Source organism: Streptococcus sp. CF8_St5-11, assembly GCF_024295625.1.
GTDB lineage: Bacteria > Bacillota > Bacilli > Lactobacillales > Streptococcaceae > Streptococcus.
In genome coordinates, this window is sequence record NZ_JANCOJ010000004.1 from 39,311 (window position 1) to 65,798 (window position 26,488).

At 44.3% G+C, this 26,488-nt stretch carries 29 protein-coding genes; 26 read left to right on the forward strand and 3 right to left on the reverse strand.

Features of this window, described 5'->3' with window-relative positions; genetic code table 11:
- Positions 1-92: 92 nt before the first annotated feature.
- Together NMM13_RS08300 and NMM13_RS08305 are read right to left on the reverse strand one after the other, a co-directional pair.
- On the reverse strand, positions 93-824 hold the full coding sequence (locus tag NMM13_RS08300) for a hypothetical protein (protein ID WP_254728437.1): 732 nt from the start codon (positions 822-824) through the stop codon (positions 93-95).
- Positions 825-839: 15 nt separating this feature from the next.
- Positions 840-1,562 (reverse strand): hypothetical protein, encoded by a 723-nt coding sequence (locus NMM13_RS08305; protein WP_254728438.1) that lies wholly within the window; start codon positions 1,560-1,562, stop codon positions 840-842.
- A 231-nt stretch (positions 1,563-1,793) separates the two neighbouring features.
- On the opposite strand from NMM13_RS08305, the gene ruvB reads away from it, so the two are divergent.
- The 19 genes from ruvB to NMM13_RS08400 all read left to right on the forward strand — a co-directional run bounded on the left by ruvB (position 1,794) and on the right by NMM13_RS08400 (position 19,748).
- Positions 1,794-2,792, forward strand: coding sequence for a Holliday junction branch migration DNA helicase RuvB (gene ruvB, locus NMM13_RS08310; protein WP_021154208.1), 999 nt, complete (start codon positions 1,794-1,796; stop codon positions 2,790-2,792).
- Positions 2,793-2,798: 6 nt separating this feature from the next.
- Positions 2,799-3,365: a nucleotidyltransferase family protein gene (locus tag NMM13_RS08315; RefSeq protein WP_254728439.1), complete on the forward strand. Its 567-nt coding sequence runs from the start codon at positions 2,799-2,801 to the stop codon at positions 3,363-3,365.
- Positions 3,366-3,538: 173 nt separating this feature from the next.
- Positions 3,539-3,964: a low molecular weight protein-tyrosine-phosphatase gene (locus tag NMM13_RS08320; RefSeq protein ID WP_118096327.1), complete on the forward strand. Its 426-nt coding sequence runs from the start codon at positions 3,539-3,541 to the stop codon at positions 3,962-3,964.
- A 25-nt stretch (positions 3,965-3,989) separates the two neighbouring features.
- On the forward strand, positions 3,990-4,394 hold the full coding sequence (locus tag NMM13_RS08325; RefSeq protein ID WP_031572807.1) for a hypothetical protein: 405 nt from the start codon (positions 3,990-3,992) through the stop codon (positions 4,392-4,394).
- Positions 4,384-6,186, forward strand: a complete 1,803-nt coding sequence (locus tag NMM13_RS08330) for an acyltransferase family protein (RefSeq protein WP_254728440.1) — start codon at positions 4,384-4,386, stop codon at positions 6,184-6,186. Before NMM13_RS08325 ends, NMM13_RS08330 begins: the two co-directional genes overlap by 11 nt.
- A gap of 402 nt (positions 6,187-6,588) precedes the next feature.
- Positions 6,589-9,240 carry a bifunctional acetaldehyde-CoA/alcohol dehydrogenase gene (gene adhE / locus NMM13_RS08335; protein ID WP_021154214.1) on the forward strand — a complete coding sequence of 884 codons (2,652 nt, stop codon included), beginning with the start codon at positions 6,589-6,591 and terminating at the stop codon, positions 9,238-9,240.
- Positions 9,241-9,491: 251 nt separating this feature from the next.
- Positions 9,492-10,049, forward strand: coding sequence for a hypothetical protein (locus tag NMM13_RS08340; RefSeq protein WP_254728441.1), 558 nt, complete (start codon positions 9,492-9,494; stop codon positions 10,047-10,049).
- 13 nt (positions 10,050-10,062) lie between these two features.
- Entirely contained in the window at positions 10,063-10,368 is a 306-nt protein-coding gene (locus NMM13_RS08345) for a hypothetical protein (protein ID WP_049472664.1), read from the forward strand.
- Positions 10,368-10,691 (forward strand): hypothetical protein, encoded by a 324-nt coding sequence (locus NMM13_RS08350; protein WP_003009394.1) that lies wholly within the window; start codon positions 10,368-10,370, stop codon positions 10,689-10,691. The genes NMM13_RS08345 and NMM13_RS08350 overlap by 1 nt, the downstream gene beginning before the upstream one ends.
- Positions 10,692-10,852: 161 nt before the next feature.
- Entirely contained in the window at positions 10,853-11,905 is a 1,053-nt protein-coding gene (locus NMM13_RS08355; RefSeq protein ID WP_003015314.1) for a zinc-dependent alcohol dehydrogenase family protein, read from the forward strand.
- A 158-nt stretch (positions 11,906-12,063) separates the two neighbouring features.
- Entirely contained in the window at positions 12,064-12,450 is a 387-nt protein-coding gene (locus tag NMM13_RS08360) for an ABC transporter permease (RefSeq protein WP_118398170.1), read from the forward strand.
- Between the two features lie 170 nt (positions 12,451-12,620).
- Positions 12,621-13,319 (forward strand): N-acetylmannosamine-6-phosphate 2-epimerase, encoded by a 699-nt coding sequence (locus tag NMM13_RS08365; protein WP_118398167.1) that lies wholly within the window; start codon positions 12,621-12,623, stop codon positions 13,317-13,319.
- A gap of 139 nt (positions 13,320-13,458) precedes the next feature.
- Positions 13,459-14,775, forward strand: a complete 1,317-nt coding sequence (locus NMM13_RS08370; RefSeq protein WP_118398165.1) for an extracellular solute-binding protein — start codon at positions 13,459-13,461, stop codon at positions 14,773-14,775.
- Positions 14,776-14,957: 182 nt separating this feature from the next.
- Complete coding sequence (locus NMM13_RS08375) at positions 14,958-15,845, forward strand: carbohydrate ABC transporter permease (RefSeq protein ID WP_003009412.1); 888 nt, start codon at positions 14,958-14,960, stop codon at positions 15,843-15,845.
- Between the two features lie 15 nt (positions 15,846-15,860).
- A complete protein-coding gene (locus NMM13_RS08380) occupies positions 15,861-16,700 on the forward strand; it encodes a carbohydrate ABC transporter permease (RefSeq protein ID WP_118398162.1) in 840 nt (279 codons plus the stop codon).
- Between the two features lie 74 nt (positions 16,701-16,774).
- Positions 16,775-17,227, forward strand: a complete 453-nt coding sequence (locus tag NMM13_RS08385) for a YhcH/YjgK/YiaL family protein (protein ID WP_254728442.1) — start codon at positions 16,775-16,777, stop codon at positions 17,225-17,227.
- Between the two features lie 21 nt (positions 17,228-17,248).
- Complete coding sequence (locus NMM13_RS08390) at positions 17,249-17,896, forward strand: YesL family protein (protein ID WP_155125386.1); 648 nt, start codon at positions 17,249-17,251, stop codon at positions 17,894-17,896.
- A gap of 31 nt (positions 17,897-17,927) precedes the next feature.
- Complete coding sequence (locus NMM13_RS08395; RefSeq protein WP_254728443.1) at positions 17,928-18,845, forward strand: dihydrodipicolinate synthase family protein; 918 nt, start codon at positions 17,928-17,930, stop codon at positions 18,843-18,845.
- A gap of 15 nt (positions 18,846-18,860) precedes the next feature.
- Complete coding sequence (locus NMM13_RS08400; RefSeq protein ID WP_254728444.1) at positions 18,861-19,748, forward strand: ROK family protein; 888 nt, start codon at positions 18,861-18,863, stop codon at positions 19,746-19,748.
- A gap of 97 nt (positions 19,749-19,845) precedes the next feature.
- Here NMM13_RS08400 and NMM13_RS08405 read toward each other — a convergent pair whose 3' ends face one another.
- Positions 19,846-20,685: a MurR/RpiR family transcriptional regulator gene (locus tag NMM13_RS08405; protein ID WP_254728445.1), complete on the reverse strand. Its 840-nt coding sequence runs from the start codon at positions 20,683-20,685 to the stop codon at positions 19,846-19,848.
- A 293-nt stretch (positions 20,686-20,978) separates the two neighbouring features.
- Here NMM13_RS08405 and NMM13_RS08410 point away from each other — a divergent pair, with 293 nt between their 5' ends.
- From NMM13_RS08410 to NMM13_RS08440, 7 genes are all read left to right on the forward strand, one after another.
- Positions 20,979-21,302 (forward strand): hypothetical protein, encoded by a 324-nt coding sequence (locus NMM13_RS08410; RefSeq protein ID WP_254728446.1) that lies wholly within the window; start codon positions 20,979-20,981, stop codon positions 21,300-21,302.
- Complete coding sequence (locus NMM13_RS08415) at positions 21,292-23,253, forward strand: V-type ATP synthase subunit I (RefSeq protein WP_254728447.1); 1,962 nt, start codon at positions 21,292-21,294, stop codon at positions 23,251-23,253. The genes NMM13_RS08410 and NMM13_RS08415 overlap by 11 nt, the downstream gene beginning before the upstream one ends.
- Before the next feature lie 30 nt (positions 23,254-23,283).
- Entirely contained in the window at positions 23,284-23,763 is a 480-nt protein-coding gene (locus NMM13_RS08420; protein WP_003009435.1) for a V-type ATP synthase subunit K, read from the forward strand.
- 70 nt (positions 23,764-23,833) lie between these two features.
- Positions 23,834-24,424 (forward strand): hypothetical protein, encoded by a 591-nt coding sequence (locus NMM13_RS08425; protein ID WP_254728448.1) that lies wholly within the window; start codon positions 23,834-23,836, stop codon positions 24,422-24,424.
- A 9-nt stretch (positions 24,425-24,433) separates the two neighbouring features.
- Positions 24,434-25,453 carry a V-type ATPase subunit gene (locus tag NMM13_RS08430; protein WP_195327303.1) on the forward strand — a complete coding sequence of 340 codons (1,020 nt, stop codon included), beginning with the start codon at positions 24,434-24,436 and terminating at the stop codon, positions 25,451-25,453.
- Entirely contained in the window at positions 25,434-25,754 is a 321-nt protein-coding gene (locus NMM13_RS08435; RefSeq protein WP_003009443.1) for a V-type ATP synthase subunit F, read from the forward strand. Before NMM13_RS08430 ends, NMM13_RS08435 begins: the two co-directional genes overlap by 20 nt.
- Positions 25,751-26,455, forward strand: a complete 705-nt coding sequence (locus NMM13_RS08440; RefSeq protein WP_023920101.1) for a GNAT family N-acetyltransferase — start codon at positions 25,751-25,753, stop codon at positions 26,453-26,455. The genes NMM13_RS08435 and NMM13_RS08440 overlap by 4 nt, the downstream gene beginning before the upstream one ends.
- Positions 26,456-26,488: the final 33 nt, after the last annotated feature.

Here is a 26,488-nt window from a genome sequence, read left to right on the forward strand (position 1 = left end):
GCTTTTACAGCCCTACTCAACTGTGCGGAGGTGGGACGACGAAATCGAATTCTAACGAATTACCGATTTCTGTCCCACTCTCAGTGAGTTATTTAATTAGTTTTAGGATCTGAAACTTTCTTGAATTTCATTGGATAAACGAGATGTGCTCCTGTTTCTTCGATTGTTTTTTCAGCGTAAATTGTAAGGATGTCACCATTCAATTCGTAGTGATAAGTAATTGGTACGTCTGTAGAATTAATATAAAGAGGTAGAACTCCAAAGATGTTTGGGACTTCAGGGAATACGATCGTTTTTGCATTCTCGTTTAAAACCCCATCATTTAATGTTGCAGTTAACACTTTTGTATTGTTATCAAACGTTCCAGTTTGATGTTTAAAAGTTCCAAATTTCTTTTCTCTTACGCCTAGAAGAATGGCAGTAGCTTCTTCTTTTGTAGGGTATTTATCTTTATTCTGTTCAGCATAAAAATCAATATACTTATTCATATCGGCACTATAAGAATAAGTTACATCTGTTCCTGTAATTTTTAGAGTCGGAACGATATCTTGGAAGGCTTCAGTAACCTTTAATCGACTATTAGCATCACCATAATAAATTAAGAAAGTACGTTCCACTGTATCTCTAAAATCTACAGCTTTCCAGTCTCCTTCGAGTGAGACTGGGGCCGGTGCTACTGTGGTAGTTTCTGCAACTGTTGTAGTCTCAGCGGTTGTTTGTTGTTTCTGCTGCTGTTGTTTCTGTTGTTGTTGCCCACATCCTGATACAAATAGAAGAGCAAGAAGGGAAAACATCCATAGGGAACTTTTTTTCATATTGTTCATGATTGATCACTCCTTCTAATGATTGTCTCCTACGTAATTGAAACGAAGACGTATTACTCTAAAATGACTTTGTTCATCCTTACCTTCAGCATAAAGTGTTAGTTGGTTACCTTCAACGGTGTAAGTATAAGTAATTGGTACAAGTGAGTTATACGTGGTTCCCATAACAATTCTACTTAAAAATGTAGGTGTTTCAGGGAACGTAATAGTATGTTTCTGCGTATCGATTTCTCCAGTTAGAGAGTAATCATAGGCATAATTAGGTTCGTCAAGAGTAATCTTTGTATGTTTCAAATTTGGAATATAATTCTTAAATTCAGCAGTTTTATTTTTTAAATACGATTCATAATTCGCTTTGTTCTCTCCTGTTGCAAATGCTTGATCCTCATACAATTCTCTGTAATCAAAATGGTACTTCAATTCAACGGTTTTATCTTTAATAGTCATCGTCATCTTAACCTTATCGAAGTCATCAAGCATTAGAACAGCGGCAAGTTTTTTGATATTAGAAGCTAGGAATACTTTTTGAATGGTCATTTGTTGGTCAGTCCATTTCCAAGTTCCTTGTTGATCCTTTGTAAGATCTTGTGGTGCTTTTATTGTTTGAGGAGATTTATCTGTTTGAGAAGACTTAGTTGTTTTAGAAGACTGCGATGGAGAAGACTGACATCCCGCAATAAGGAGCACTGCAAAGAATGCCAAGAAACCGAAAAGGATCTTCTTTGTTTTAGTAAACATAAATTTACCTCCTAAACGTTGTTGCTTTAATTTTATCATTAAAGAAAATAATTATAAAGTGAAATGGTGAGCGATAGATGAAGAAGAAGGGACTGTATAATAAAAAGAAAGGTTGGCGATGAGGGCAACTGTTCAATTTTTTCTAACGAACGACGGTGTGAACTAGGATCTTTAAAAAACACATTCTATTTATGGTACCGAAGGTATCATTTTTTTGCTATAATAGACTGTATGAGTAGAATTTTAGACAATGAAATCATGGGCGATGAAGAGGCCGTTGAACGGACGCTGCGCCCGCAATATTTACATGAATATATTGGTCAAGATAAGGTCAAGGACCAGCTGAAAATTTTTATTGAGGCGGCTAAGCTTCGGGATGAAGCGCTGGATCATGTCCTTCTTTTTGGCCCTCCGGGGCTTGGGAAAACCACCATGGCCTTTGTCATTGCCAATGAACTGGGTGTCAATCTCAAGCAGACTTCCGGTCCTGTCATTGAAAAGGCCGGTGACTTGGTAGCTATCCTTAATGACTTAGAGCCGGGGGATGTCCTCTTTATCGATGAGATCCACCGGCTGCCTATGTCAGTCGAAGAAGTGCTATACAGCGCCATGGAAGATTTTTACATCGATATCATGATTGGCGCTGGGGAGAGCAGCCGGAGTGTCCATCTGGACCTTCCTCCTTTCACTTTGATTGGGGCAACGACGCGAGCTGGTATGCTGTCCAATCCCTTGCGCGCTCGCTTTGGGATTACGGGGCACATGGAATACTATGAGCAAGATGATTTGACAGAGATTGTCGAGCGGACCGCCGAGATCTTTGAGATGGAAATTACCCACGAAGCTGCCGAAGAGCTTTCTCTTCGTAGTCGGGGGACTCCTCGGATTGCCAACCGTTTGCTGAAGCGGGTGCGCGATTTTGCCCAGATTATGGGCGATGGCTTGATTGACGATACCATTACCGACAAGGCCCTCTCTATGCTAGATGTGGACCATGAAGGGCTAGACTATGTCGATCAAAAGATCTTGCGCACCATGATTGAAATGTACGGCGGTGGCCCGGTCGGCCTTGGGACTCTATCGGTCAATATTGCCGAAGAGCGAGAGACCGTAGAAGATATGTATGAGCCTTACTTGATTCAAAAAGGCTTTATCATGCGGACCCGGACAGGGCGTGTGGCGACCCGCAAGGCCTATGAACATCTGGGTTATCCCTACAATGGAGACTAGAAGAAGATGCTGACGGAAGAAGCAATCGTAGAACAGATCCAAGCGGATCCGGAGATGATGACTGTCTTGGCTATTATTCGAGATCTAGACTTGGCAGATGCCTGGTTAGCGGCGGGCGCGGTGCGCAATTTCGTCTGGAACCAGCTTTCTGGCAGACCAGGGTTTGATGCGACGACAGATCTGGATCTGGTCTTTTATGACCCTACGATCAGCTATGAGGAGACTCAGCAGATCGAGCAGGACTTAAAGAAGACCTATCCCCAGTACGCTTGGGAAGTGAAGAATCAAGTCTACATGCACCAGCATAGTCCGGGGACGGATCCTTATCGCAGTACTTGTGACGCGGTTTCTAAATACCCCGAGCAGTGTACGGCACTTGCAGTTCGCTTAAGGAAAGATGGTCAGCTAGAGCTCTTTCTCCCTTATGGGACAAAGGATATCGAAGACTTCATCGTTCAGCCGACTCCGCATTTTTTAGCCAGTCCCGAGCGTTTGGCGGTTTATACAGAGCGGATGAAAAAGAAGGATTGGCAGAGTAAATGGCCTCCATTAGAGGTTCGTTTTCCAAAATAGAGAAACAGATCAGATTTGAAAAAGGAATCTGATTTTTCTTTAAAATGATGGAGCCACTTTGTCATCTTTCTGTCACATTTTTGTTATAATGGTAATAGTATGCTGGTTTTCCATAGTGGAAAGCCAAGAGCTCAGCTAGGTTGGGCAGTCCGAACAAGGAGTTAGGTGGAATCATGAAAAAAATCGTCTTTGTCTGCTTAGGAAATATTTGTCGGAGCCCCATGGCGGAGTTTGTCATGAAGGACTTGACGGATCAGTATGAGATTGAAAGTCGGGCCACCTCGAGCTGGGAACATGGCAATCCCATCCATCAGGGAACCCAGAAAATCTTTCAACAACACCAAGTCCCGTATGATCCAGCCAAGACATCCTTACAGATCAAGGAAGAGGATTTTTACAACTTTGATTTGATCCTAGGGATGGACGAAAACAATGTAGCAGATCTGAAGCGAATGGCTCCTGCAGGAACAGAACACAAGATTCATCTTTTTGCTTCTGAAAGTGTGCCAGATCCGTGGTATACCGGTGATTTTGAGGAGACCTATTCCAGAGTCCTGAGTGGCTGTAAGGCTTGGTTAGATCAGCTAGCAACTTCTTAAGAGTTTGATATGTGAGAGAATGAATATGAAAGAATTTTATGAGACTTATAAGGTCTATCTGACGCGAAAAAATTTAGAAATAGCAGCATTAGTCGTGATTGTTCTATCTGCTTTGCTGGTTTTCCTTTCAGCCATTCCAGGTCAGGGCGTCTTGACCTTGGATAAGGGGGCGATCCGTTACGACGGAAGTTTGGTCCGTGGCAAGATGAATGGCAAGGGAACCGTCACCTTTAAAAATGGGGATACCTATACAGGTAACCTCGTCAACGGCTCTTTTAGCGGCTATGGTAAGTTTAAGTCCAAGGATGGTTGGACCTATGAAGGGCAGTTTGTTAACGGCCAGCCGGAGGGCAAAGGCACCTTAACCACAGAAGCCAACGTCGTATACAAAGGAACATTCAAGCAGGGGATTTATCAAAATGCGCATTAAATGGTTTTCACTAGTCCGTGTTACAGGACTCTTATTGGTATTGCTTTACCATTTCTTCCAAAAAGCCTTTCCTGGAGGCTTCATTGGGGTAGATATTTTCTTCACCTTCTCAGGATTTTTGATTACAGCGCTCTTGATCGATGAATTTGCGCGCAAGCAAGGAATCGACTACCTGGCATTCTTGAAACGGCGCTTTTACCGGATCGTACCACCCCTTGTCTTTATGGTCTTGGTCGTGATGCCCTTTACCTTTATGGTCCAACGGGACTACGTGGCTGGTATTGGGACTCAGATTGCGGCGGTCTTCGGTTTTGTGACCAATTTCTTTGAGATGGCAACGGGTGGTAGTTACGAAAGTAACTTCATTCCACATCTCTTCCTTCATACCTGGAGTTTGGCCCTAGAAGTGCATTACTATGTGCTCTGGGCACTTTTGGCATGGTTCTTGGCTAAGCGGGCTAAGACTGTTGGGAAATACCGAGGTATGCTCTTCCTGGCATCCAGCGGGCTCTTTCTCTTCACCTTCTTGTCCATGTTCATCCGTGCCTTTCTGACAGCCAATTTCTCTACCATCTATTTTTCTAGCTTCACTCACATCTTCCCCTTCTTTGCAGGATCATGCCTAGCAACGGTGACAGGGATTGCCAATGTCAGCCCGAACTTTACAAAGCTGGTGCAGTCTTGGAGCATGAAAAAGACCTTATCGGTCTTGGGTGGAAGCTTTGCCTTCTTGTTTGTGCTCAGTCTTTTCTTGCCATTTGATAGCTTGTGGACCTATCTGTTTGGCTTTTTAGCAGCGACAATCGCAGCTTGTGCCATGATTCTGTCGGCCCGCATTCTCCATGAGAAGACGCCAGATAAAAAAGAACCAGCCATCCTCAATTTCTTGGCAGATACCAGTTATGGTGTCTATCTTTTCCACTGGCCTTTCTTTATCATCTTCTCTCAACATTTGGGAAATATGATGGCAGCCCTTGTGACGACGATCGTTTCCTTGATTCTAACGGCTCTGTCTTTCTATATTTTGGAGCCAACCATTGCAGGCAAAGAGCCTCGTGTCTTTGGTATGAAGATGGATCTCAGTTTTTTGACCAAACCGATCTTTTACCTCATGATTCCTCTGGCTCTCTTGATGGTTGGAATCTCCGCCTTTGCACCTACCGTTGGAGCTTTTGATGAGAGTTTGGTAGTGAGTGGGCTCAATCAAGCAGACAGCAAAATGCAGGTCACACGGACGCAGGTGGACAATGCGACTGCAACAGACTATAACGTCTCAAATGGTGTGACCATGATCGGTGATTCGGTTAACTTGCGAGCACAGGACTACCTGACTAAAGCCATCCCGGGCATCCAGATCGATGCAGTGGTAAGCCGTCAGTTGGAAAATGGAATGAAGATCTTTGAGACCGATATCTCCAATAAAGTTCTCCTAAAAAATGTGGTCATTGCCCTAGGAACCAATACTGTAAGCAACTATAAAGAATTGCTGGATCAGTATGTTGAGAAACTTCCAAAAGGCCGTCGCTTGATCCTTGTGACACCATATGATGGTCGCTATGCCAACGATCAGTCCAGTGAATCGGTTCAAACCCGTCTTTATGAGTTGGAACTGGCTAAGAAATACGACTTTATCACCATTGCGGACTGGTACCAAGTAGCAATTGAAAATCCAAACATTTGGGTGGGAACAGACTCTGTTCACTTCAATATGGAAACCAATGGTGGGGAACTCTATGCTCAAACCGTCAAAGAAGCCCTTGATAAGGCCGAAAAGGGTCCGGTCAAGAAGTAACAATGCTTCTCTGAAACTGAAACAAAACAAATCCTAACAAAATAAAACAAAAAGCAACTTTTTACTTGTAAAAAGCTGCTTTTTTTAGTAAGATTGAGAAAACGCTTACAAAAATCAATTGAAAATATCACTTTGTGAAGAAAAAAATTTTTTAATTATTTTTTCACAATTTTGCTAGATAATTGCTTTCACAGCAATAGGATTGATAAAACTTTCACAAACTTCAAAAAAATCTTTGTGAAAGTTGCTTGGAAGTGTTTACAAAAATCTCAAAATAGAGTACAATTATATTGTGAAATAATTAACAAATCGAAATTTCTTACACTATTCTTGAAAATTTCCGAAAACATGAAAAAGTTCTAGAAAAGGATAAGGGTTTCAAACATTGGAGGAAAGCATCAAATGGCTGATAAAAAAACTCTCTCACCTGAAGAAAAGAAACTCGCTGCTGAAAAACACGTAGACGAGTTGGTGCAAAAAGCGCTGGTGGCGCTTGAAGAAATGCGCAAATTGAACCAGGAGCAAGTGGACTACATTGTAGCGAAAGCATCTGTAGCTGCTCTTGACGCACACGGTGAGCTCGCTCTTCATGCTTATGAAGAAACTGGTCGTGGGGTCTTTGAAGATAAGGCGACGAAGAACTTGTTCGCTTGTGAACACGTAGTAAATAACATGCGTCACACCAAGACAGTTGGTGTCATTTCAGAAGATGACGTCACTGGTTTAACGCTGATTGCAGAGCCAGTCGGAGTTGTCTGCGGGATCACTCCTACAACCAACCCTACTTCAACAGCAATCTTTAAAGCATTGATTTCCTTGAAGACACGGAACCCTATCGTCTTTGCCTTCCACCCATCTGCTCAAGAATCATCTGCTCATGCGGCACAAATCGTACGCGATGCGGCAATTGCAGCTGGAGCACCTGAGAACTGTGTGCAATGGATTACCCAACCTTCTATGGAAGCAACCAGTGCCCTTATGAACCATGAAGGAGTTGCTACGATCCTTGCGACCGGTGGTAACGCCATGGTGAAAGCTGCTTATTCTTGTGGAAAACCAGCTCTTGGGGTTGGTGCCGGAAACGTGCCTGCTTACGTTGAAAAATCAGCCAACATCCGCCAAGCAGCACACGATATCGTCATGTCTAAATCATTTGACAACGGTATGGTCTGTGCGTCTGAACAAGCGGTCATCATCGATAAAGAAATCTACGATGAGTTTGTTGAAGAATTCAAATCTTACCACACTTACTTTGTTAACAAAAAAGAAAAAGCCCTTCTTGAAGAGTTCTGCTTCGGTGTGAAAGCGAACAGCAAAAACTGTGCGGGTGCGAAATTGAATGCGGACATCGTTGGGAAACCAGCAGCATGGATCGCAGAACAAGCTGGCTTCTCAGTTCCAGAAGGAACCAATATCCTTGCGGCAGAATGTAAAGAAGTTGGTGAAAAAGAGCCTTTGACTCGTGAAAAATTGTCACCAGTCATTGCAGTCTTGAAATCTGAAAGCCGTGAAGACGGAATTAACAAAGCTCGCCAAATGGTTGAATTCAACGGTCTTGGTCACTCAGCTGCCATCCATACAGCTGACGAAGAATTGACCAAAGAATTTGGTAAAGCAGTTAAAGCCATTCGTGTTATCTGCAACTCTCCTTCGACTTTCGGTGGTATCGGGGATGTATACAATGCCTTCTTGCCATCATTAACACTTGGATGTGGTTCTTACGGACGCAACTCTGTTGGGGACAACGTTAGTGCCATCAACCTCTTGAATATTAAAAAAGTCGGACGCCGGAGAAATAACATGCAATGGATGAAACTTCCTTCAAAAACATACTTTGAACGTGATTCAATTGAATACTTACAAAAATGTCGTGACGTTGAACGTGTCATGATCGTTACAGACCACGCTATGGTAGAGCTTGGTTTCCTTGATCGTATCATCGAACAGCTTGACCTTCGTCGCAACAAGGTGGTTTACCAAATCTTTGCAGACGTAGAACCAGATCCAGATATCACAACTGTTGAACGTGGTACAGAGATCATGCGTGCCTTCAAACCAGATACGATCATTGCTCTCGGTGGTGGGTCACCAATGGATGCGGCCAAAGTTATGTGGCTCTTCTACGAACAACCAGAAGTGGACTTCCGTGACTTGGTTCAAAAATTCATGGATATCCGTAAACGTGCCTTCAAGTTCCCATTGCTTGGTAAGAAGACTAAATTCATCGCCATCCCAACAACATCTGGTACAGGATCTGAAGTAACTCCATTTGCCGTTATTTCTGATAAAGCAAACAACCGTAAATACCCAATCGCAGACTACTCATTGACTCCAACAGTAGCCATCGTAGACCCTGCCTTGGTATTGACAGTTCCAGGATCTGTTGCAGCAGACACTGGTATGGACGTCTTGACGCACGCGACAGAAGCTTACGTATCACAAATGGCTAGCGACTTCACAGATGGTCTTGCTCTTCAAGCTATTAAACTTGTCTTTGAAAACTTGGAAAGCTCAGTCAAGAATGCGGACTTCCATTCACGCGAAAAGATGCACAATGCGTCAACCATCGCAGGTATGGCCTTCGCCAATGCCTTCCTCGGTATTTCTCACTCAATGGCCCACAAGATCGGTGCGCAATTCCACACCATCCACGGACGGACCAATGCCATCTTGCTTCCATACGTTATCCGCTACAACGGTACACGCCCAGCTAAGACAGCTACATGGCCTAAGTACAACTACTACCGTGCAGATGAAAAATACCAAGATATCGCTCGTATGCTAGGACTTCCATGCTCTACTCCAGAAGAAGCCGTTGAAGCTTACGCAAAAGCTGTATACGAACTCGGTGAACGCTGTGGTATCGAAATGAACTTCAAAGCACAAGGCATCGATGAAAAAGAATGGAAGAAACATTCTCGTGAATTGGCCTTCCTTGCTTATGAAGATCAATGTTCACCAGCTAACCCACGTCTTCCAATGGTAGACCATATGCAAGAAATCATCGAAGATGCTTACTATGGTTACAAGGAACGTCCAGGACGTCGTAAATAAGACGCCAAGGAACAACTGATGTTTATCAGCTACCCCCACTCGAAAGAGCGGGGGATTTTTGCTATTTGGGTCCAAAACTCGTTTTTTCATAAAAAATTAGACTTTTTTTCAGAAATTGTGTTATTTTTATAGCATTCCGAGCTATTTTATGTTACCCTATAGTGTGTGAATCTGCCTGTAGCTGAAGGGTTATGATCCTTTTTCAGTTATAGGAAACGAAAAAACAAATCCAAGAAAGGAGGCCATCTCAAATGGAGTTAGAAGGTGACGTGCAAGGAAGACAAGATCAGGCACAGAAAATTATTGAAATGCCCCAACGAGATCGGGAAACTTCCACTTCAGAAAATCAGCCATCATCTGCTTCGGTGGTCTCCATGTATGGGCAGGAAAATCCAAGCATTTCTAGCCTACATCAGCAACTGGCAGGCGCATCTGGAACCCAGACCATTCAATTGCGGGAGGAATTGGTGCTGGCGGTAGCGCAGAATGCTTCAGCGCAAGCAACTGTCTTTGAGGCAGAAGTCAAGGATAAGCTGGAAGAGGCTAAGGAGACGGTTTCTCATAAGGTCGCTGAGGTGTCTCAAATGGCCCACAGCATGGCCCAATTTTTAACAGATGCAGAAGTGGAGCAACTATTAGGAGAGTTCTCCATGGATACTTGTTGGGACCAAGCAGTAGAGGCGGAAAACCTTGCCCAAGCAAAGGCCTACTCTACTCGCTTGTCAGATTTGGCAGGTCAGTTGGAGGCTGCATCAGCTCAATTGGTGGACTTGGACAAGGGACAAGCGACGGCCTTTGATTTTTCATAAGTAGGAGAAAAAGATGTTAGAGATCCTGGGAGAGGACAGAGAACGAATTGAGGAGCTCCATCGAGAGATTAAAAAGGAGCAAGAGCGGATTGCGATCAGAAGTTTGATTGCAACGCAGAAAGCCTTGATGATGTTGGAAGGGATGAGTTTGCAGGTAACCTTGGGCGGTCAATCCGAAAAGATGCGCTCTTTTGCTACAACGACCCTCGTTAGTGATTTGAAAGATGGATTTACAGGAGGAGCAGCGGACGCGGTAGAAACAGCACTGAAAGCAGTGAAGAAGCCTATTTTATTGAGTCCGATTAAAGGAGGTATGTGATGTACCATTCAGGAAATAGTGAATTAGAACAACTAGAAGATCGACATTACCGCTTCAATCAAAAGCTTAGTGAGTTGGAGTGGGATTATGCGGATATGCGTATGGATGTCCGCCAACATACAGAAAATTTAGTGGACTGGCTAAGTGCCCTTCATTTTCAAGCGCCAAGTGCGGAGGCTCAAAGTGGCCTGGAGCGTTTATTTGCCTTGCAAGAAGAGTTTGAGGCAGAACTCAAGCGCTATGAAGAGCGTTTAGAAGAAGAACGCGAGCGCGAGCAGCAAGAGTACTACAAGCAGCGTCAACAATTAGAACAAGGTGATTGAAACATTCCTCTGGTATAGATAAGGGGAATGTTTTTGTTTGCTCAAAAAACTTTTAAAAATGTGCCTATAAAATCTTGCAAGCGCTTACTTAGTATGTTATAATATTCACAAAGAAACGAAAATAAAATGGTTTTATCAAACCAACAAAAAAGGAGTCGCTTATGAAAGCTGCAACCTATGTATCTGCAGGCAATCTGCAACTGCTGGATCAACCAAAACCAGTGATCAAAAATCCAACGGATGCCATTGTGCGTGTCTTGAAGACAACCATCTGTGGGACAGACCTTCACATCCTAGGAGGAGATGTGCCAGCTTGTAAAGAAGGCACGATTTTAGGCCACGAAGGAATCGGGATCGTCGAAGAAGTCGGCGATGCAGTGAATAACTTCAAGGTAGGCGACAAGGTCATCATCTCTTGTGTCACAGCTTGTAATACCTGCTACTACTGTAAACGTAGTTTGCCTTCTCACTGTGAAGATGGTGGTTGGATTTTAGGTCACTTGATCAACGGAACCCAAGCAGAGTATGTCCACATTCCACATGCGGATGGAAGTCTTTATCATGCGCCTGAAACTGTGGATGACGAAGCCTTGGTCATGCTCTCAGATATTCTCCCAACCTCTTATGAAATTGGGGTGCTTCCATCTCATGTAAAACCAGGTGATAATGTCTGTATCGTTGGAGCTGGTCCGATTGGTCTTGCAGCACTTTTGACCGTTCAATTCTTCTCACCAGCTACGATTATCATGGTGGACTTGTCTGAATCTCGTCTTGAAGCAGCTAAGAAATTTGGGGCAACTCACACCATCTGCTCCAGCGATATCGCTGAAATCAAGGCCTTTATCAATGAAGTGACCGAAGGTCGTGGGGTCGATATCTCTATGGAATGTGTGGGTTATCCTGCTACTTTTGATGTCTGCCAAAACGTCATCTCTGTCGGTGGTCATATTGCCAATGTCGGTGTCCACGGAAAACCGGTTAGCTTCAATTTGGATGATTTGTGGATCAAGAACATTACTCTTAACACCGGTCTTGTCAATGCCAATACCACTGAAATGTTGCTCAATGTCTTGAAATCAGGCAAGATCGATGCAACCAAGCTCATCACCCACCACTTCAAACTCTCAGAAGTTGAAAAAGCCTATGATGTCTTTAAACATGCGGGTGAAAACCATGCTCTCAAGGTGATTATCGAAAATGATATCAGTGAATGAAGTGGCAACTAATGTTTGTTCATAGTTTTTTTAGACGGACCAGAGATATTCTGGTCCTATTTTCAACCCCAAAAAGCCAATGATTCCTTGCAAAATAAATTTGTTGTCTTATAATAGAAGTACAGAAAACGATTACATAAAGAGAAAGGTGTGATCTTATGAAACGGCTTCGTTATCATCGTGAATTCTGGATGGACTTTCATTTCTGGATCTTGGTCTTGCTTTTAGCGGCTGTAGCTTTGACGATGCGGGATCCTCTTTCGGTAGTTAGCCTCGCTTATCTTGCTTTTGTTGGGATTTTGATCCTTCTTCAGGTCTTTCAACCGCCTGTATCGACACGTCAGTACCCAGAAGGTAGCTACCATTTCAATTGGACCTTCTATCGCGATACCCGACTGTATATCAATCTCTTTTTACTAGCAGGTCTCTTGGCAGGCCCAATGGCTTCATCGGATATGGTCTATTGGATCTTGCTTGGAGCCGTCGTCGGCTCTATCGGTTTTGTATTTGTCGTAAAGGAAAAAGCGACTCAAAAGATGGCCTAGGGAATCATCATGTCCTAGATCTCTGAAACTAGTTTCAGAGATCTTTTTGTTTTGCCCTAAAATGTGAAACTATAATCCAATTGCACGATTAACATTGTAAGCGCTTCAAAAATAGATTATAATCATTTTACAAGTACTCGAGTTGCCTTATTATCAAAGGAGAAGGAGTTATGTCAAAGATTACAAAAGATGAACTGATTGAACAAATCAAAGATGGCATCATTGTTTCTTGTCAAGCCCTCCCTCATGAACCGCTCTATACAGAAGCAGGAGGAGTCATTCCTCTCTTGGTCAAAGCGGCTGAGCAGGGTGGAGCTGTCGGAATCCGAGCCAATAGTGTCCGGGATATCAAGGAAATCAAGGAAGTGACCAAGTTGCCGATCATTGGGATTATTAAACGCGATTACCCACCTGAAGAACCCTTTATCACGGCTACTATGAAAGAAGTCGATGAGTTGGCAGCTTTGGATATCGCGGTCATTGCGCTTGATTGTACTAAACGTCCGCGTCATGATGGGTTTTTGATTAGTGACTTTATCCATCAAGTCAAAGAGAAATATCCAGACCAACTCTTGATGGCTGATATCTCTACTCTGGAAGAAGGATTGACAGCTGTCGAAGCGGGAGTGGACTTTGTCGGAACGACCCTTTCGGGCTATACGGACTACAGTCCAAAGGTTGATGGTCCAGATTTTGAACTGATCCATCGCCTCTGCCAAGCAGGAGTGGATGTCATCGCAGAAGGTAAGATCCACTATCCGGATCAGGCCAAGAAAATCCATGATCTCGGGGTTCGCGGCATCGTTGTAGGTGGTGCCATTACCCGACCAAAAGAGATTACAGAGCGCTTCGTCGCAGCCTTAAAATGAGTAAACAAAACAGTAGATTGAAGGAGGAGGAGACCGAATAGAGAGTAGTCGAATCTGAAACATGAACAAGAATAGGCGTCCTCATTGAGGATAACCCCCTGTAAGAGTAATCTTACCGTAAATTGTGAGGAGAAATCACATGAAAATGAAAAAAGTATTGTGCTCGTTGGTAGCTGGTGCAGCTCTTCTAGCACTCGCAGCTTGTGGCTCTGGCGGAGGATCAAAATCAGAATCTTCTGGTGGAAATTCTGGTAAAACAGAAATCACTTGGTGGGCCTTCCCAGTCTTTACTCAAGAAAAAGCAGAAGATGGTGTCGGAACCTACGAAAAATCAATTATTGCAGCTTTTGAAAAAGCAAATCCAGATATCCACGTGAATTTGGAAACCATTGACTTCAAGTCAGGTCCTGAAAAGATCACAACGGCTATTGAAGCAGGAACTGCTCCAGATGTGCTCTTTGATGCACCTGGACGGATCATTCAGTATGGTAAAAATGGAAAATTGGCTGATTTGAACGATCTCTTTACCGAAGATTTTGTCAAAGATGTCAATAATGAAAATATCATTCAAGCCAGCAAGGCAGGCGACACAGCTTACATGTATCCAATTAGTTCAGCACCATTCTACATGGCGATGAATAAGAAGATGCTCAAAGATGCAGGCGTCTTGGATCTTGTCAAAGAAGGCTGGACAACAGACGACTTTGAAAAAGTATTGAAAGCTTTGAAAGACAAAGGTTATACACCAGGATCACTCTTCAGTAATGGTCAAGGTGGAGACCAAGGAACTCGTGCCTTCATTGCTAACCTTTATGGCGGTTCTGTTACTGATGAAAAAGTAACCAAGTATACAACAGATGATCCAAAATTTGTCAAAGGTTTGGAAAAAGCTTCTAAATGGATCGATGACGGCTTGATGATGAATGGTTCTCAATTCGATGGTGGAGCAGACATCCAAAACTTTGCGAATGGTCAAACTTCTTACACCATCTTGTGGGCGCCTTCACAAAACGGTATCCAAGCTAAATTGTTGGATGCAAGTAAGGTAGAAGTAGTAGAAGTGCCATTCCCATCTGACTCAGGCAAGCCAAAATTGGAATACCTTGTCAATGGATTTGCTGTCTTCAATAATAAAGATGAAAAGAAAATTGCTGCTGCTAAGAAATTTGTACAGTTCATCGCAGACGACAAAGAATGGGGTCCAAAAGATGTTGTGCGTACAGGAGCTTTCCCAGTTCGTAGTTCATTTGGTAAGTTGTACGATGACAAACGGATGGAAACCATCAGCACTTGGACAAAATACTACTCACCATACTACAACACAATCGACGGTTTTGCAGAAATGCGGACCCTATGGTTCCCAATGTTGCAATCTGTTTCAAACGGGGATGAAAAAGCAGAACCAGCTTTGAAGACCTTTACTGAAAAAGCAAACGAAACCATTACGAAAAAATAATCAGTCTATGAAGCAAATCTAAGTCTTTCATAGAAATGAGAATATGCAGGCCCCTTCGAATCCGTATCTCTCTATTTGGAATGGAACGAAGGGGTCTTCATTCTTTCTGGATCTTCTTTTCTTAAGTCGGAAGATATGTTTAGAAAAGAAAATAGAAAAAGAACACTAGGAGGTGCCTTACTGTGAAGGTAAACAAAATCCGAATGAGGGAGACGCTCGTTTCCTACGCATTCCTAGCACCCATTTTAATCTTCTTTACGGTCTTTGTCCTAGCCCCCATGATCATGGGCTTTGTGACAAGTTTCTTCAACTATTCTATGACATCCTTTAAGTTTGTCGGTTTAGAAAATTATTCCCGCATGTTTGCGGATAAGGTCTTTGTGAAGTCCTTGATCAATACTGTCATCATCGTTATCGGATCCGTTCCGATCGTAGTATTGTTCTCCTTGTTTGTGGCTTCTCAGACCTACCATCAAAATGCGATTGCGCGTTCCTTCTATCGTTTCGTCTTCTTCCTTCCAGTTGTTACAGGGAGTGTAGCGGTAACGGTTGTATGGAAATGGATCTATGATCCGCTATCAGGGATTTTGAACTTTGTATTGAAATCTGGACATGTCATCAACCAAAACATTTCTTGGTTGGGGGACAAGCACTGGGCTTTGATGGCCATCATTATCATCTTGTTGACCACCTCTGTTGGTCAACCAATCATCCTCTACATCGCTGCTATGGGAAATATTGATAATTCCCTCGTAGAAGCCGCGCGTGTGGATGGTGCGACAGAATTTCAAGTTTTCTGGAAGATCAAATGGCCAAGCTTGTTGCCAACAACTTTGTACATTGCCATCATTACGACCATTAACTCTTTCCAATGTTTCGCCTTGATCCAATTGTTGACATCCGGTGGTCCTAACTACTCAACGAGTACCCTTATGTACTACCTCTATGAAAAAGCCTTTAAACTCTCTGAATACGGTTATGCCAACACCATGGGTGTCTTCCTTGCGGTGATGATTGCCATTATCAGTTTTGCGCAATTCAAGATCCTCGGAAACGACGTAGAATACTAAAGAAAGGAGCCTCAGATGAAACCAACACAAAAGAAACCCATCACTGCCTTTACAGTGATTTCAACGATCATTTTGCTCCTTTTGACTGTCTTGTTCATTTTCCCATTTTATTGGATTTTGACAGGGGCCTTTAAGTCTCAGCCAGATACCATTATGATCCCACCTCAATGGTGGCCAAAGACACCAACCATGGAAAACTTCCAACAGTTGATGGTACAAAACCCAGCCCTACAATGGTTGTGGAATAGTGTCTTCATCTCCCTTGCAACCATGCTTTTGGTGTGTATGACCTCTTCCTTGGCAGGATATGTCTTGGCTAAGAAACGCTTCTATGGGCAACGAATTCTCTTTGCCGTCTTCATTGCAGCCATGGCCCTTCCAAAACAAGTTGTCTTAGTTCCATTGGTACGGATTATTAACTTTATGGGGATTCATGATACCCTTGCAGCGGTTATTCTACCATTGGTTGGATGGCCATTCGGGGTCTTCTTGATGAAGCAATTTAGTGAAAACATCCCAACAGAACTCTTAGAATCTGCTAAGATCGATGGTTGTGGAGAGTTGCGGACTTTCTGGAGCGTTGCCTTCCCAATTGTCAAGCCGGGATTTGCAGCCCTTGCCATCTTTACCTTTATCAACACCTGGAACGACTACTTTATGCAATTGGTAATGCTGACCTCTCGTCAAAACTTGACTATTTCACTAGGGGTAGCAACCATGCAGGCTGAAATGGCCACCAACTATGGCTTGATCATGGCTGGGGCAGCCCTAGCTGCAGTGCCAATCGTTACGGTCTTCCTCGTGTTCCAAAAATCCTTTACACAAGGGATTACCATGGGAGCGGTCAAAGGATAAGTCCTCTGCTTGGACAAACGATAGTTGTGTACAGATCGGTTTTCTAGGCTGAGAAGTATCGAAAGGATGAGAATATGATATTTGATGATTTAAAAAACATCACCTTTTACAAAGGAATCCACCCCAATCTAGATCAGGCCATTGACTTTCTCTATGAGCATCGGAAGGATTCTTTTGAATTGGGGAGATACGATATTGATGGGGATAAGGTCTTTCTCGTCGTTCAAGAAAATACCCTCAACAAAGCAGAAAATGATCGCTTTGAACACCACAAAAGATATGCCGATTTGCATTTATTGGTAGAAGGGCATGAGTTTTCGAGTTATGGATTTCGTGTGACAGGTGAGGCTATCGCATTTGATGAAGTATCGGACATCGGTTTTGTCCATTGCCAGGAGTCTTATCCGCTTCATCTAGGCTATCATAATTTTGCGATTTTCTTTCCAGGGGAGCCTCACCAACCCAATGGCTATGCAGGGCAAGAAGATATCGTGAAAAAATATCTATTTAAAATTGCGATCGATTGATCACGTTAGAAAGGAGTGCCTATGTCATCTAAGGGGGCAGGATTGATCAAAACCGTTTTTAACACGGACAATGTAGTGATGCGTATCAGTGAGAAGATCCTCGACTTGGTAACTGTTAATCTTTTATTTGTGCTAAGTTGTTTACCAGTTCTCACGATTGGAATTGCGAAAATTAGTTTGTATCAGACCTTATTTGCCATTAAGCACCAGCGTCGTGTTCCGGTGATTCGTAGTTATGCGAAGGCTTTTCGGGACAATTGGAAAATAGGCTTGCAACTAGGAAGTTTAGAACTGATTGTTGCAGGTATTTGTCTCTTTGATTTATTCTTATTTTGGGGGCAAACTTCCCTAGCTTTCCAAGCTTTGAAAACCATTTGTTTAGGCCTCTTTCTCTTTCTTGTGTTGATCTTATTGGCTGCTTATCCTATTGCGGCCCGCTACCAATTGGATTGGAAAGAGTGTTTGCAAAAAGCCATGATTGTGACAGGCTTACATTTTCCTTGGTTCTTCGTCATGGGAAGTGCTCTCTTACTTCTATGTATGGCTCTTGCAAGCTCGGTTTTAGCTTTCCTATTGGGACTCATGATCTTTTTCTTGTTCGGCTTTTCAAGCTTGGTTTTTGCACAAGTTGGATTAATGGAAAAGATTTTTGCCCAGTACCAAGAATAAAATGAATTTATTAGTGACAAAAGGAGAAAAAATGTCAGATTTAAAAAAATATGAAGGAGTCATCCCCGCTTTTTACGCCTGCTATGATGACCAAGGAGAAATTAGCCCGGAGCGGGTACGTGCGCTGGTAGAATATTTTATCGCGAAAGGTGTGCAGGGCTTGTATGTCAACGGATCCTCTGGCGAATGTATTTACCAGAGCGTGGCCGATCGCAAGCTGATTCTAGAAGAAGTGATGGCGGTAGCTAAAGGGAAATTGACCATCATTGCTCACGTAGCCTGCAACAACACCAAGGATAGCGTGGAATTGGCACGACATGCAGAAGAACTAGGAGTGGATGCCATTGCGGCCATTCCGCCGATCTATTTCCGCTTACCAGAATACAGTGTGGCCCACTACTGGAATGAAATCAGTGCAGCCGCACCCAATACAGACTTTGTCATCTACAATATCCCGCAATTGGCTGGGGTTGCTTTGACACCGAGCCTTTACAAGGAAATGTTGAAAAACCCACGGGTGATTGGGGTCAAGAATTCTTCGATGCCTGTTCAGGACATTCAAACCTTTGCTTCTTTAGGAGGCGACGACCACATCGTCTTTAATGGTCCGGATGAACAATTCTTAGGTGGCCGTCTCATGGGAGCGCATGCTGGGATCGGTGGCACCTATGGTGCGATGCCAGAGCTCTTCTTGAAGCTCAATCAGCTGATTGCTGAGAAAGACTTAGAGACTGCGCGTGCCTTGCAGTTTGCCATCAATGACATTATCGGAGTCTTGACGTCTGCTCATGGAAATATGTATGCGGTCATCAAAGCGGTTTTGCGCATCAATGAAGGTTTGGACTTGGGATCTGTTCGCTCCCCTTTGACGCCAGTAGTAGAAGCGGATCAAGAAGTGATTCAACGTGCTGCTCAACTCATTCAGGACACAAAAGACAGATTCCTTTGATCAAAGGAGGTCTAGATGAATCCATATGTTGTAATTGATATCGGAGGGACCAGTATCAAGTATGGTCTAGCCGATGCAAAAGGGCAACTCCTAGAGACCCATGAAATGCCAACGGAGGCCCAAAAAGGAGGACCTCATATACTTAAAACAACAAAGGAAATAGTAGCCCGTTATTTGAAGAAGCATGCCTTGGCAGGGGTTGCGATTTCTTCGGCCGGGATGGTGGATCCTGATAAGGGAGAAATCTTTTATGCTGGGCCACAAATTCCCAACTATGCTGGAACTCAGTTCAAAAAGGAAATCGAAGAGACTTTTCAGATCCCTTGCGAGATTGAAAATGATGTTAACTGTGCCGGTCTTGCAGAAGTCACAACAGGTCATGCAAAAGGCTCGAACAATGCTGTTTGCTTGACGATTGGAACAGGGATCGGTGGTTGTCTCTTGCTTGGTGGTCAGGTTTTTCATGGCTTTAGCAATTCAGCCTGTGAGGTTGGCTATCTTCATTTGCCAGACGGTGCCTTTCAGGATCTGGCTTCAACGACGGCTTTAGTCGAGTATGTGGCAGAACATCATGGTGATCCTGTGGAACAGTGGAATGGTCGCCGAATCTTCAAGCAGGCAACTGAAGGAGATAAAATCTGTATGGCTGGAATTGATCGGATGGTGACCTATCTTGGAAAAGGACTGGCCAATATCGTTTATGTGGTCAATCCGGAAGTCATCGTTCTTGGAGGGGGAATTATGGCTCAGGAAGCGATCCTGAAACCTAAAATCTATCAAGCTCTGTGTGCGGAACTGGTTCCTAGCCTAGCAGATAAGATCCGTTTAGAATTTGCTCACCATCAAAATGCTGCGGGTATGCTGGGGGCCTACTACCACTTTAGACAAAAACATGAAACATAAAACAAGTCGCACTGACGACTTGTTTTTGCTTCATCACAAAAAGCATGAAAGACGAAGAAAACCTGATCTTTCATGCTTTTTAAATAGGGAGACTATATTATGATTTTCGAGAACGTTGACTAGAGAGCTTTTTGTTTTCCCAGTAGCTATTAAAGACAATTTCCTTTTGTTCTCGGCTTTTATTAAGGAAATGGGCATAGATTAAATCGACCACGATGAGGAGTGGTAAAATCGCAGAGATACGATCGATATAGGTACTACTAGGAAGGGGTGCGGCTGGTAACACTTCTGTGAATCCTTGATGGATAGCAGCGGGGTTAGCGGTCACAAGAACCGTTTTAGCCCCTTTTTCTTTCGCATTCAGAAGACTGTCTGTAATGGAGTTTGTGCCTCCTGACAATGAGAAGCCGATGACTAAACAAGAGGAATCGAGAATACTGGTCGTCCAAGCAAAGCCGTCTTGATCAGTCAGGGCTTCACAAACAACGCCTAGTCGCATAAAGCGCAATTTCATTTCTCGAGCGACTAAACCGGAACTACCAATCCCGAAGAAATAGACTCGGTCCGCTTGATTGATCAGTTCAGCTACCCGATCCAATTGGGAATCTTTTACCAGACTTTCAGTGACGTTGCTGATATGGTGGTAGCGTTGCAAGACGCTGAGAGTGAGTTCGTCATGTTCTTGCACTTGTTTTTGATTCTTTGTTTCCTCATTAAAATGATAGACAAACTCCCGATAGCCGGAAAAGCCACATTTTTGAGAGAAACGTGTTAAAGCTGCCTTTGAGACGTGGAGTAACTCCGTTACACGAGAAGAGGACAGGGAGTGCTGTCGTGCTTCTGACGATAAAAAATATTGGGCAATGTCGCGTTCCATATCCGTTAACTCAGCTTCATGCCTGGCGATAATGGCGCGTAAATCTTGATCTTGTTTCACAGCAATCCTCCTTTCTCACGAGATGAAATAACAGGATGCTCCTATAATATATTACACATTATAACATGGGTAACCGCTTTATTCAAGTAAAAGAAATCAAGAAATATTGAAACTAGGAACAGGATATGGGAAAAGAAGAGAACGCTACCAATCCTGGCAGTAGTGGCTTGTTGGTTGTCCGCAATTTTCTGAAAATTTCCGGTTGGGTCTGAACAAACGATATGAATTGTGGTATAATTTAAGATAATTGTACTGTTGTTGGAAGAACAATGGTTGAATAAGGAGGTGTGACGATGTCGAATGCAACACTCGAGATGATGCAAGAGATCGAGCAAGCTGCTCAGGGCGTGATCGTAGGTTATGAAGCTCAAGTTGAACAAATCCGAACGGATTCGCGCGATCGCCTTGCAACAGTGGCACAGCATTACGATGAGGAAACCAAGCAATTGGTCACAGAGGCAGAAAAAAACGCCCAGGAAAGACTCGTCCGTTTAACGAAAGATCTGGAAGAAACGGTTGTGCGCAATGATGCCAGGGTACAAGAGGCGATGACCGATAAACGAGTTGGGCTAGTTGAAGCCATTGTAGAAAAGGTGGTAGCAAGCTATGGCCGTTAGTCAGATGCAAAAACTGTCCCTCATCTTGCCCAAAGATGACTTGGACAGTCTCCTACTAGCGCTACAGTCTGAGGCAAAAATTCAGATTTATGACCTCAGTGAACAGGAAGAATGGCAGGCTGCCTTTGAGGCAAATACCTTGTCTCAACCCGTAACAGAGGACAATCGTCAAGCCTTGGTAGAGCTGCAAAAACGTCAAGAACAAGTTGAAAAAATGATTCAGACTCTGGAGCCCTACATGCCAGAGAAGAAGGCTCTGCAAGCTCTAAAGGAAGAACCCTTAAGCTTGTCTTTTGATGACTTGCAGGCCCACGGGATGATTCGAGATGAGGCTCTTCTATTGACCAAGTTGAAACGCCAATTGCGCGTGTTAGACAAGGCTCGCCAGAAGATTGCGGATGCAAAGGGAGAGATAGAGCGCTTAGAAAAATGGCGACCGTTAGAGGTGACGCCAGCTGCCCTCGCTACTTTTCACTATGTGCATGGCTTGATCGGGACCATTCCCAATAGTGATACAGACGCTGTTCGTTCTTCCTTAAAAGCTCATCCAGAGCTGGAGTTAGAAGAAGTCTTTACGTCTGAAACCGAACACGGTTATGTCATCTTGTATCGCTCGGGAGATCGTGTAGCTGTTCAGGAGCTTCTGGAAGACCATGGGTTCAAAGAATTGGACTATGAAGAAGAGCAGGTCCCGGCCGCCTACTTGGATCGCCTAGAAGGGGAAATCAAAGAGCAAGAAGCTGTAGTTGCAGCAACCCTAGCCGAGTTGCAAAACTCCCAGAAGGAGTTGGACCAGCTTAAGTATCAGATGGATTACTTGCTGAGTTCGGGAGCTCGTGAGGAAGCCAAGTCGCTTCTTGCCAGCACGCAAAGCTTGGTAGCCCTAGAGGGTTGGATTGAAACCTCCCAAGTGGCCTCATTGCGAGACTTCTTGCAAGAAGGTTTTGGTTCTCGGGTCTTACTAGAGACGCGCGATGTGACGGAAAAAGATTGGGATGACGTTCCGATCCAGTTGCGAAATAATGCCTTGGTAGAGCCTTTTGAATTAGTCACAGAGATGTACGCCCTGCCTAAGTATTACGAGAAAGATCCGACACCGATCGTTTCTCTCTTCTACTTTGTTTTCTTTGGCATGATGGTCGCAGATATCGGTTATGGACTGTTGCTAACGGTAGCGACAGGCTTTGCCCTTAAAGCCTTCAAGCTCAAGCCTAGTACAGCCAAGAACCTTCGTTTCTTCAGTCTTCTCGGAATTTCAGTTGCCCTTTGGGGTGTGGTCTATGGCTCTTTCTTTGGATTTGAGATGCCTTTTGCCCTGATCAGTACGACCAGTAACGCCATGACCATCCTGATCCTCTCAGTGGTCTTTGGTTTTGTCACTGTCTTAGTGGGCCTCTTCCTAGGGGGAATGAAAAATGTTCGCCTCAAAGACTACACGGAAGCCTATAATGCGGGCTTTGCTTGGGTCTTGATCCTACTTGGTTTAATGCTTCTAGCTGTAGGCAATATCTTGCCAGGAATGAGCATTTTAGTCCCGATTGGCAAGTGGTTAGCTATTTTGAATGCCATTGGGATCTTGATTGTTTCCATTGTCAGTGCCAAGAAGCTGTCCGGCCTAGCCTCTGGTCTCTTTAACCTCTACAATGTTAGTGGCTATGTCGGAGACTTGGTCAGCTTCACCCGTTTGATGGCCTTGGGCTTGTCTGGAGCGAGTATCGGTTCGGCCTTCAACCTTATTGTCAATCTCTTTCCATCGCTTGGACGGTTTACGGTAGGGCTTGTGCTCTTTATCGTCCTACATGCCATTAATATGTTCCTGTCCTTCTTGTCAGGATATGTGCATGGAGCCCGTTTGATCTTTGTGGAGTTCTTCGGTAAGTTCTACGAAGGAGGAGGCAAGCCATTTCGTCCTCTCAAACCTTCTGAACGCTACATTAAAACAAAAAAATAAGTATTATCTTTAATAAATAGGAGTATATTCATGGAATCTTTAGCATCATATTTTTCAGCCCATGGGGGCGCCTTCTTTGCAGCATTTGGTGTGGCGATCGCCGTTGCACTTAGTGGGATGGGATCTGCCCTTGGGGTTGGTAAAACGGGTCAAGCAGCAGCAGCGCTCTTGAAAGAACAACCTGAAAAATTTGCCCAAGCCTTGATTTTGCAATTGTTGCCAGGTACACAAGGTTTGTACGGTTTCGTTATCGGGATCTTGATCTGGTTGCAAATTAAGCCAGATATGCCACTTGAAACAGGAGTCGCTTACTTCTTTACAGCTCTTCCAGTTGCGATCGTTGGTTATTTCTCAGCCAAACACCAAGGAAATGTTGCGACAGCAGGGATGCAAATCTTGGCCAAACGCCCTGAAGACATGATGAAAGGGGTTATCCTTGCGGCCATGGTTGAAACCTACGCCATCTTGGCCTTCGTTGTGTCCTTCCTATTGACCCTACGCGTCGGCTAAGAGCTAGCTTTGATGGATTCGCCTTACGAGGCGAAAAACACAAGACGCATGCAATAGGAGAAAAAACGATATGGATGAACAAACCCAATTAAAGGATTCGATCTTGGCCCAAGCCCACGAAAAAGGGCGTAAACTCTTAGAAGAGGCCAAGGAAACCATCCTAAAAGAGGAGACTGCACAAGAAGAGCGTTTGATTCAAGATAAACTCAATCAACGCTCCGAGCAGCTCAAGCGGGTTCAACGTCAATTGCAACGTGAAACCCAACAAATCGAAAATAAAAAACGCCAATCAACCCTTGTCACCAAGCAACGAGTCTTAAAGGATCTCTTTGCAGATGCTTATGAAGCGATGGTGGCTTGGCCCCTTGAAAAGGAAATGCAGTTTGTAGATGCGGTCTTAGATCGCTATCAGGGACAAGTTTTGACCCTGACCTTCGGGGCGGTGAGTGCTGCTAAATTTGATTCAGCAGCTCTTGAGAGATTGAAGCAGACGCATCAGAATGTGACAGTTGCAGATGCAACAATCCCAGCTCAAGCAGGCTTTGTCTTGTCAGTTGGGAAGATTGATGACAACTATCTCTACCGTGATTTGGTGGATTCCATTTGGGAGCAGGAAAGCTACCAGATGGCAGCCAGCATTTTCACAGATGAAGAGAACTAGGAGGTTGCAATGAGCGAACGGACCTATTCTCAAGTCAATACAGGAATCAGCGTACGTGAGGCTAGTTTTATCAGTCCTAGTCAGTTCGAGCAGTTGCTCGCAAGTCCCTCAAGCGAGAGTCGAGAAGGTTTGTTGCAGGGGACGCCTTATGCTCTAGATAGCCAGGAGATCAAGGATTTATCAGCCCTTGAAGCCCGTCTGATGGCAGCCTTGTTGGCAGAATACCAATGGGCTTTTGAGGTAAGCCCTCAGTCAGACTTGGTTAGCCTGTTTACCTTGAAATACACCTATCATAATCTCAAGGTTTATCTAAAACACAAGGCGACAGAGCGCAAGTTGGGGCACTTATTGATCCCTATCGGTCCTTATTCTCTCGATGTGCTCGAGCATTTGGTGGCGACCTTTTCTGCAGAGCATTGCCCAGCCTTTATGGCGGAAGAAGTGGCTGCAACCTGGCAAGAATTCCAAGACTATCAGGACTTGCGGGTTCTCGAAATCGGGATGGACTTAGCTTATTTTAAACACCTGAGATACTTAGGGGACAGTCTAGATCATCCGATTCTGAAGCAGTTGGTGGACGTGACCATTGACTTTTACAATGCGATTACGGTCAAGCGGGCCTTGGATCAGCAAAAACCGCATAGCTTTATGCACCAATTACTTTCAGATGAAGGGAGCCTCAGTGCCCATCAGGTGATCGACCTGCTAGAATCCGGTCAGTGGTTGACCTGGTTTTATCAAGTCAATCCGCTGGAGTACGATCTCGCCTTAGAGACTTATGAAGAAAAGATGCGCACCGGTCAACTAAAGACCGTAGAGTTGGAGTATCTAGAAAGTTTGGTGAAATTCAGTCTTCTAGACGCTGGCCGTTTTGAAGTTGATGGACCACTCCCTCTTGTTCGTTATCTTTACGGGAAAGAGTTAGAGGTGACCAACCTTCGTTTGGTCCTCTCTGGTTTGGACAATGGTTTTCCGCTAGCAGACATCAAAGAAAGGATGAGACCGATTTATGGACAAACAGACCTATAAGATCGCAGTTGTGGGCAATCGGGACGCCATCCTTCCTTTTCGCCTGATTGGCTTTCAAACCTATCCGGTCACAGAGCCACAAGAAGCGATCAATACCCTGCGAAAACTCAGTCGGGAAAACTTCGGGATTATCTACCTGACAGAGGATATTGCTCAGGCTATTCCAGATACAGTGGCTTTTTACGACCAGCAGCTGACTCCGGCTCTGATCCTTATCCCGACCCATAGAGGAACTACGGGACTGGGCCAACAGCGGATTCGTGATAATGTCGAAAAAGCAGTAGGACAGGATATTTTATGAGAACAAATGAATTTGGCCAAGCGATTGGCGATGCACTGCCGGATTTTACACCGGGGCGTTTGCCAGCTATTGAGCGGATCGAAGGTCGCTATACCGTGATCGAGCGCCTCTCAAAAGAAAAACATGGAGCAGATCTTTATCAGGTCTACGGGCCGGACTCTCCAGCAGCGATGTGGACCTTTCTGTTCAAAGGCCCTGCCCGCAATGAGGAGGAGTGGGACCACTTATTAGATGATCTCATGACAGCCCAAGGTCGCTTTTACTATGCGATTGTAGACAAAGATTCAGGCAAGGCTTTGGGGACTTTCTCTCTTATGCGGATCGATCAAGCCAACCGGGTGATCGAAGTTGGAGCAGTGACCTATTCACCAGCGCTCCAAAAGACACGCATGGCTACGGAAGCTCAGTATCTGTTAGCGCGCTACGTGTTTGAAGATTTAGGCTACCGCCGCTATGAGTGGAAATGTGATGCCTTAAACCAAGCATCTCGCAAAGCAGCTGAGCGCTTAGGGTTCACCTATGAAGGCTGTTTCCGTCAGGCTGTTGTTTATAAAGGTCGGACCCGTGATACAGACTGGTTGTCCATCATTGATCAAGAATGGCCAGCTATCAAACAGCGCTTCGAAGCCTGGTTGGATCCAAGCAATTTCGATGCCAATGGCCAACAAAAGCAAGCTCTAAGAGAGATAGCGCAAAAGTAAAACAAAGAAACAAAGGATTCCCAGGAGGAATAC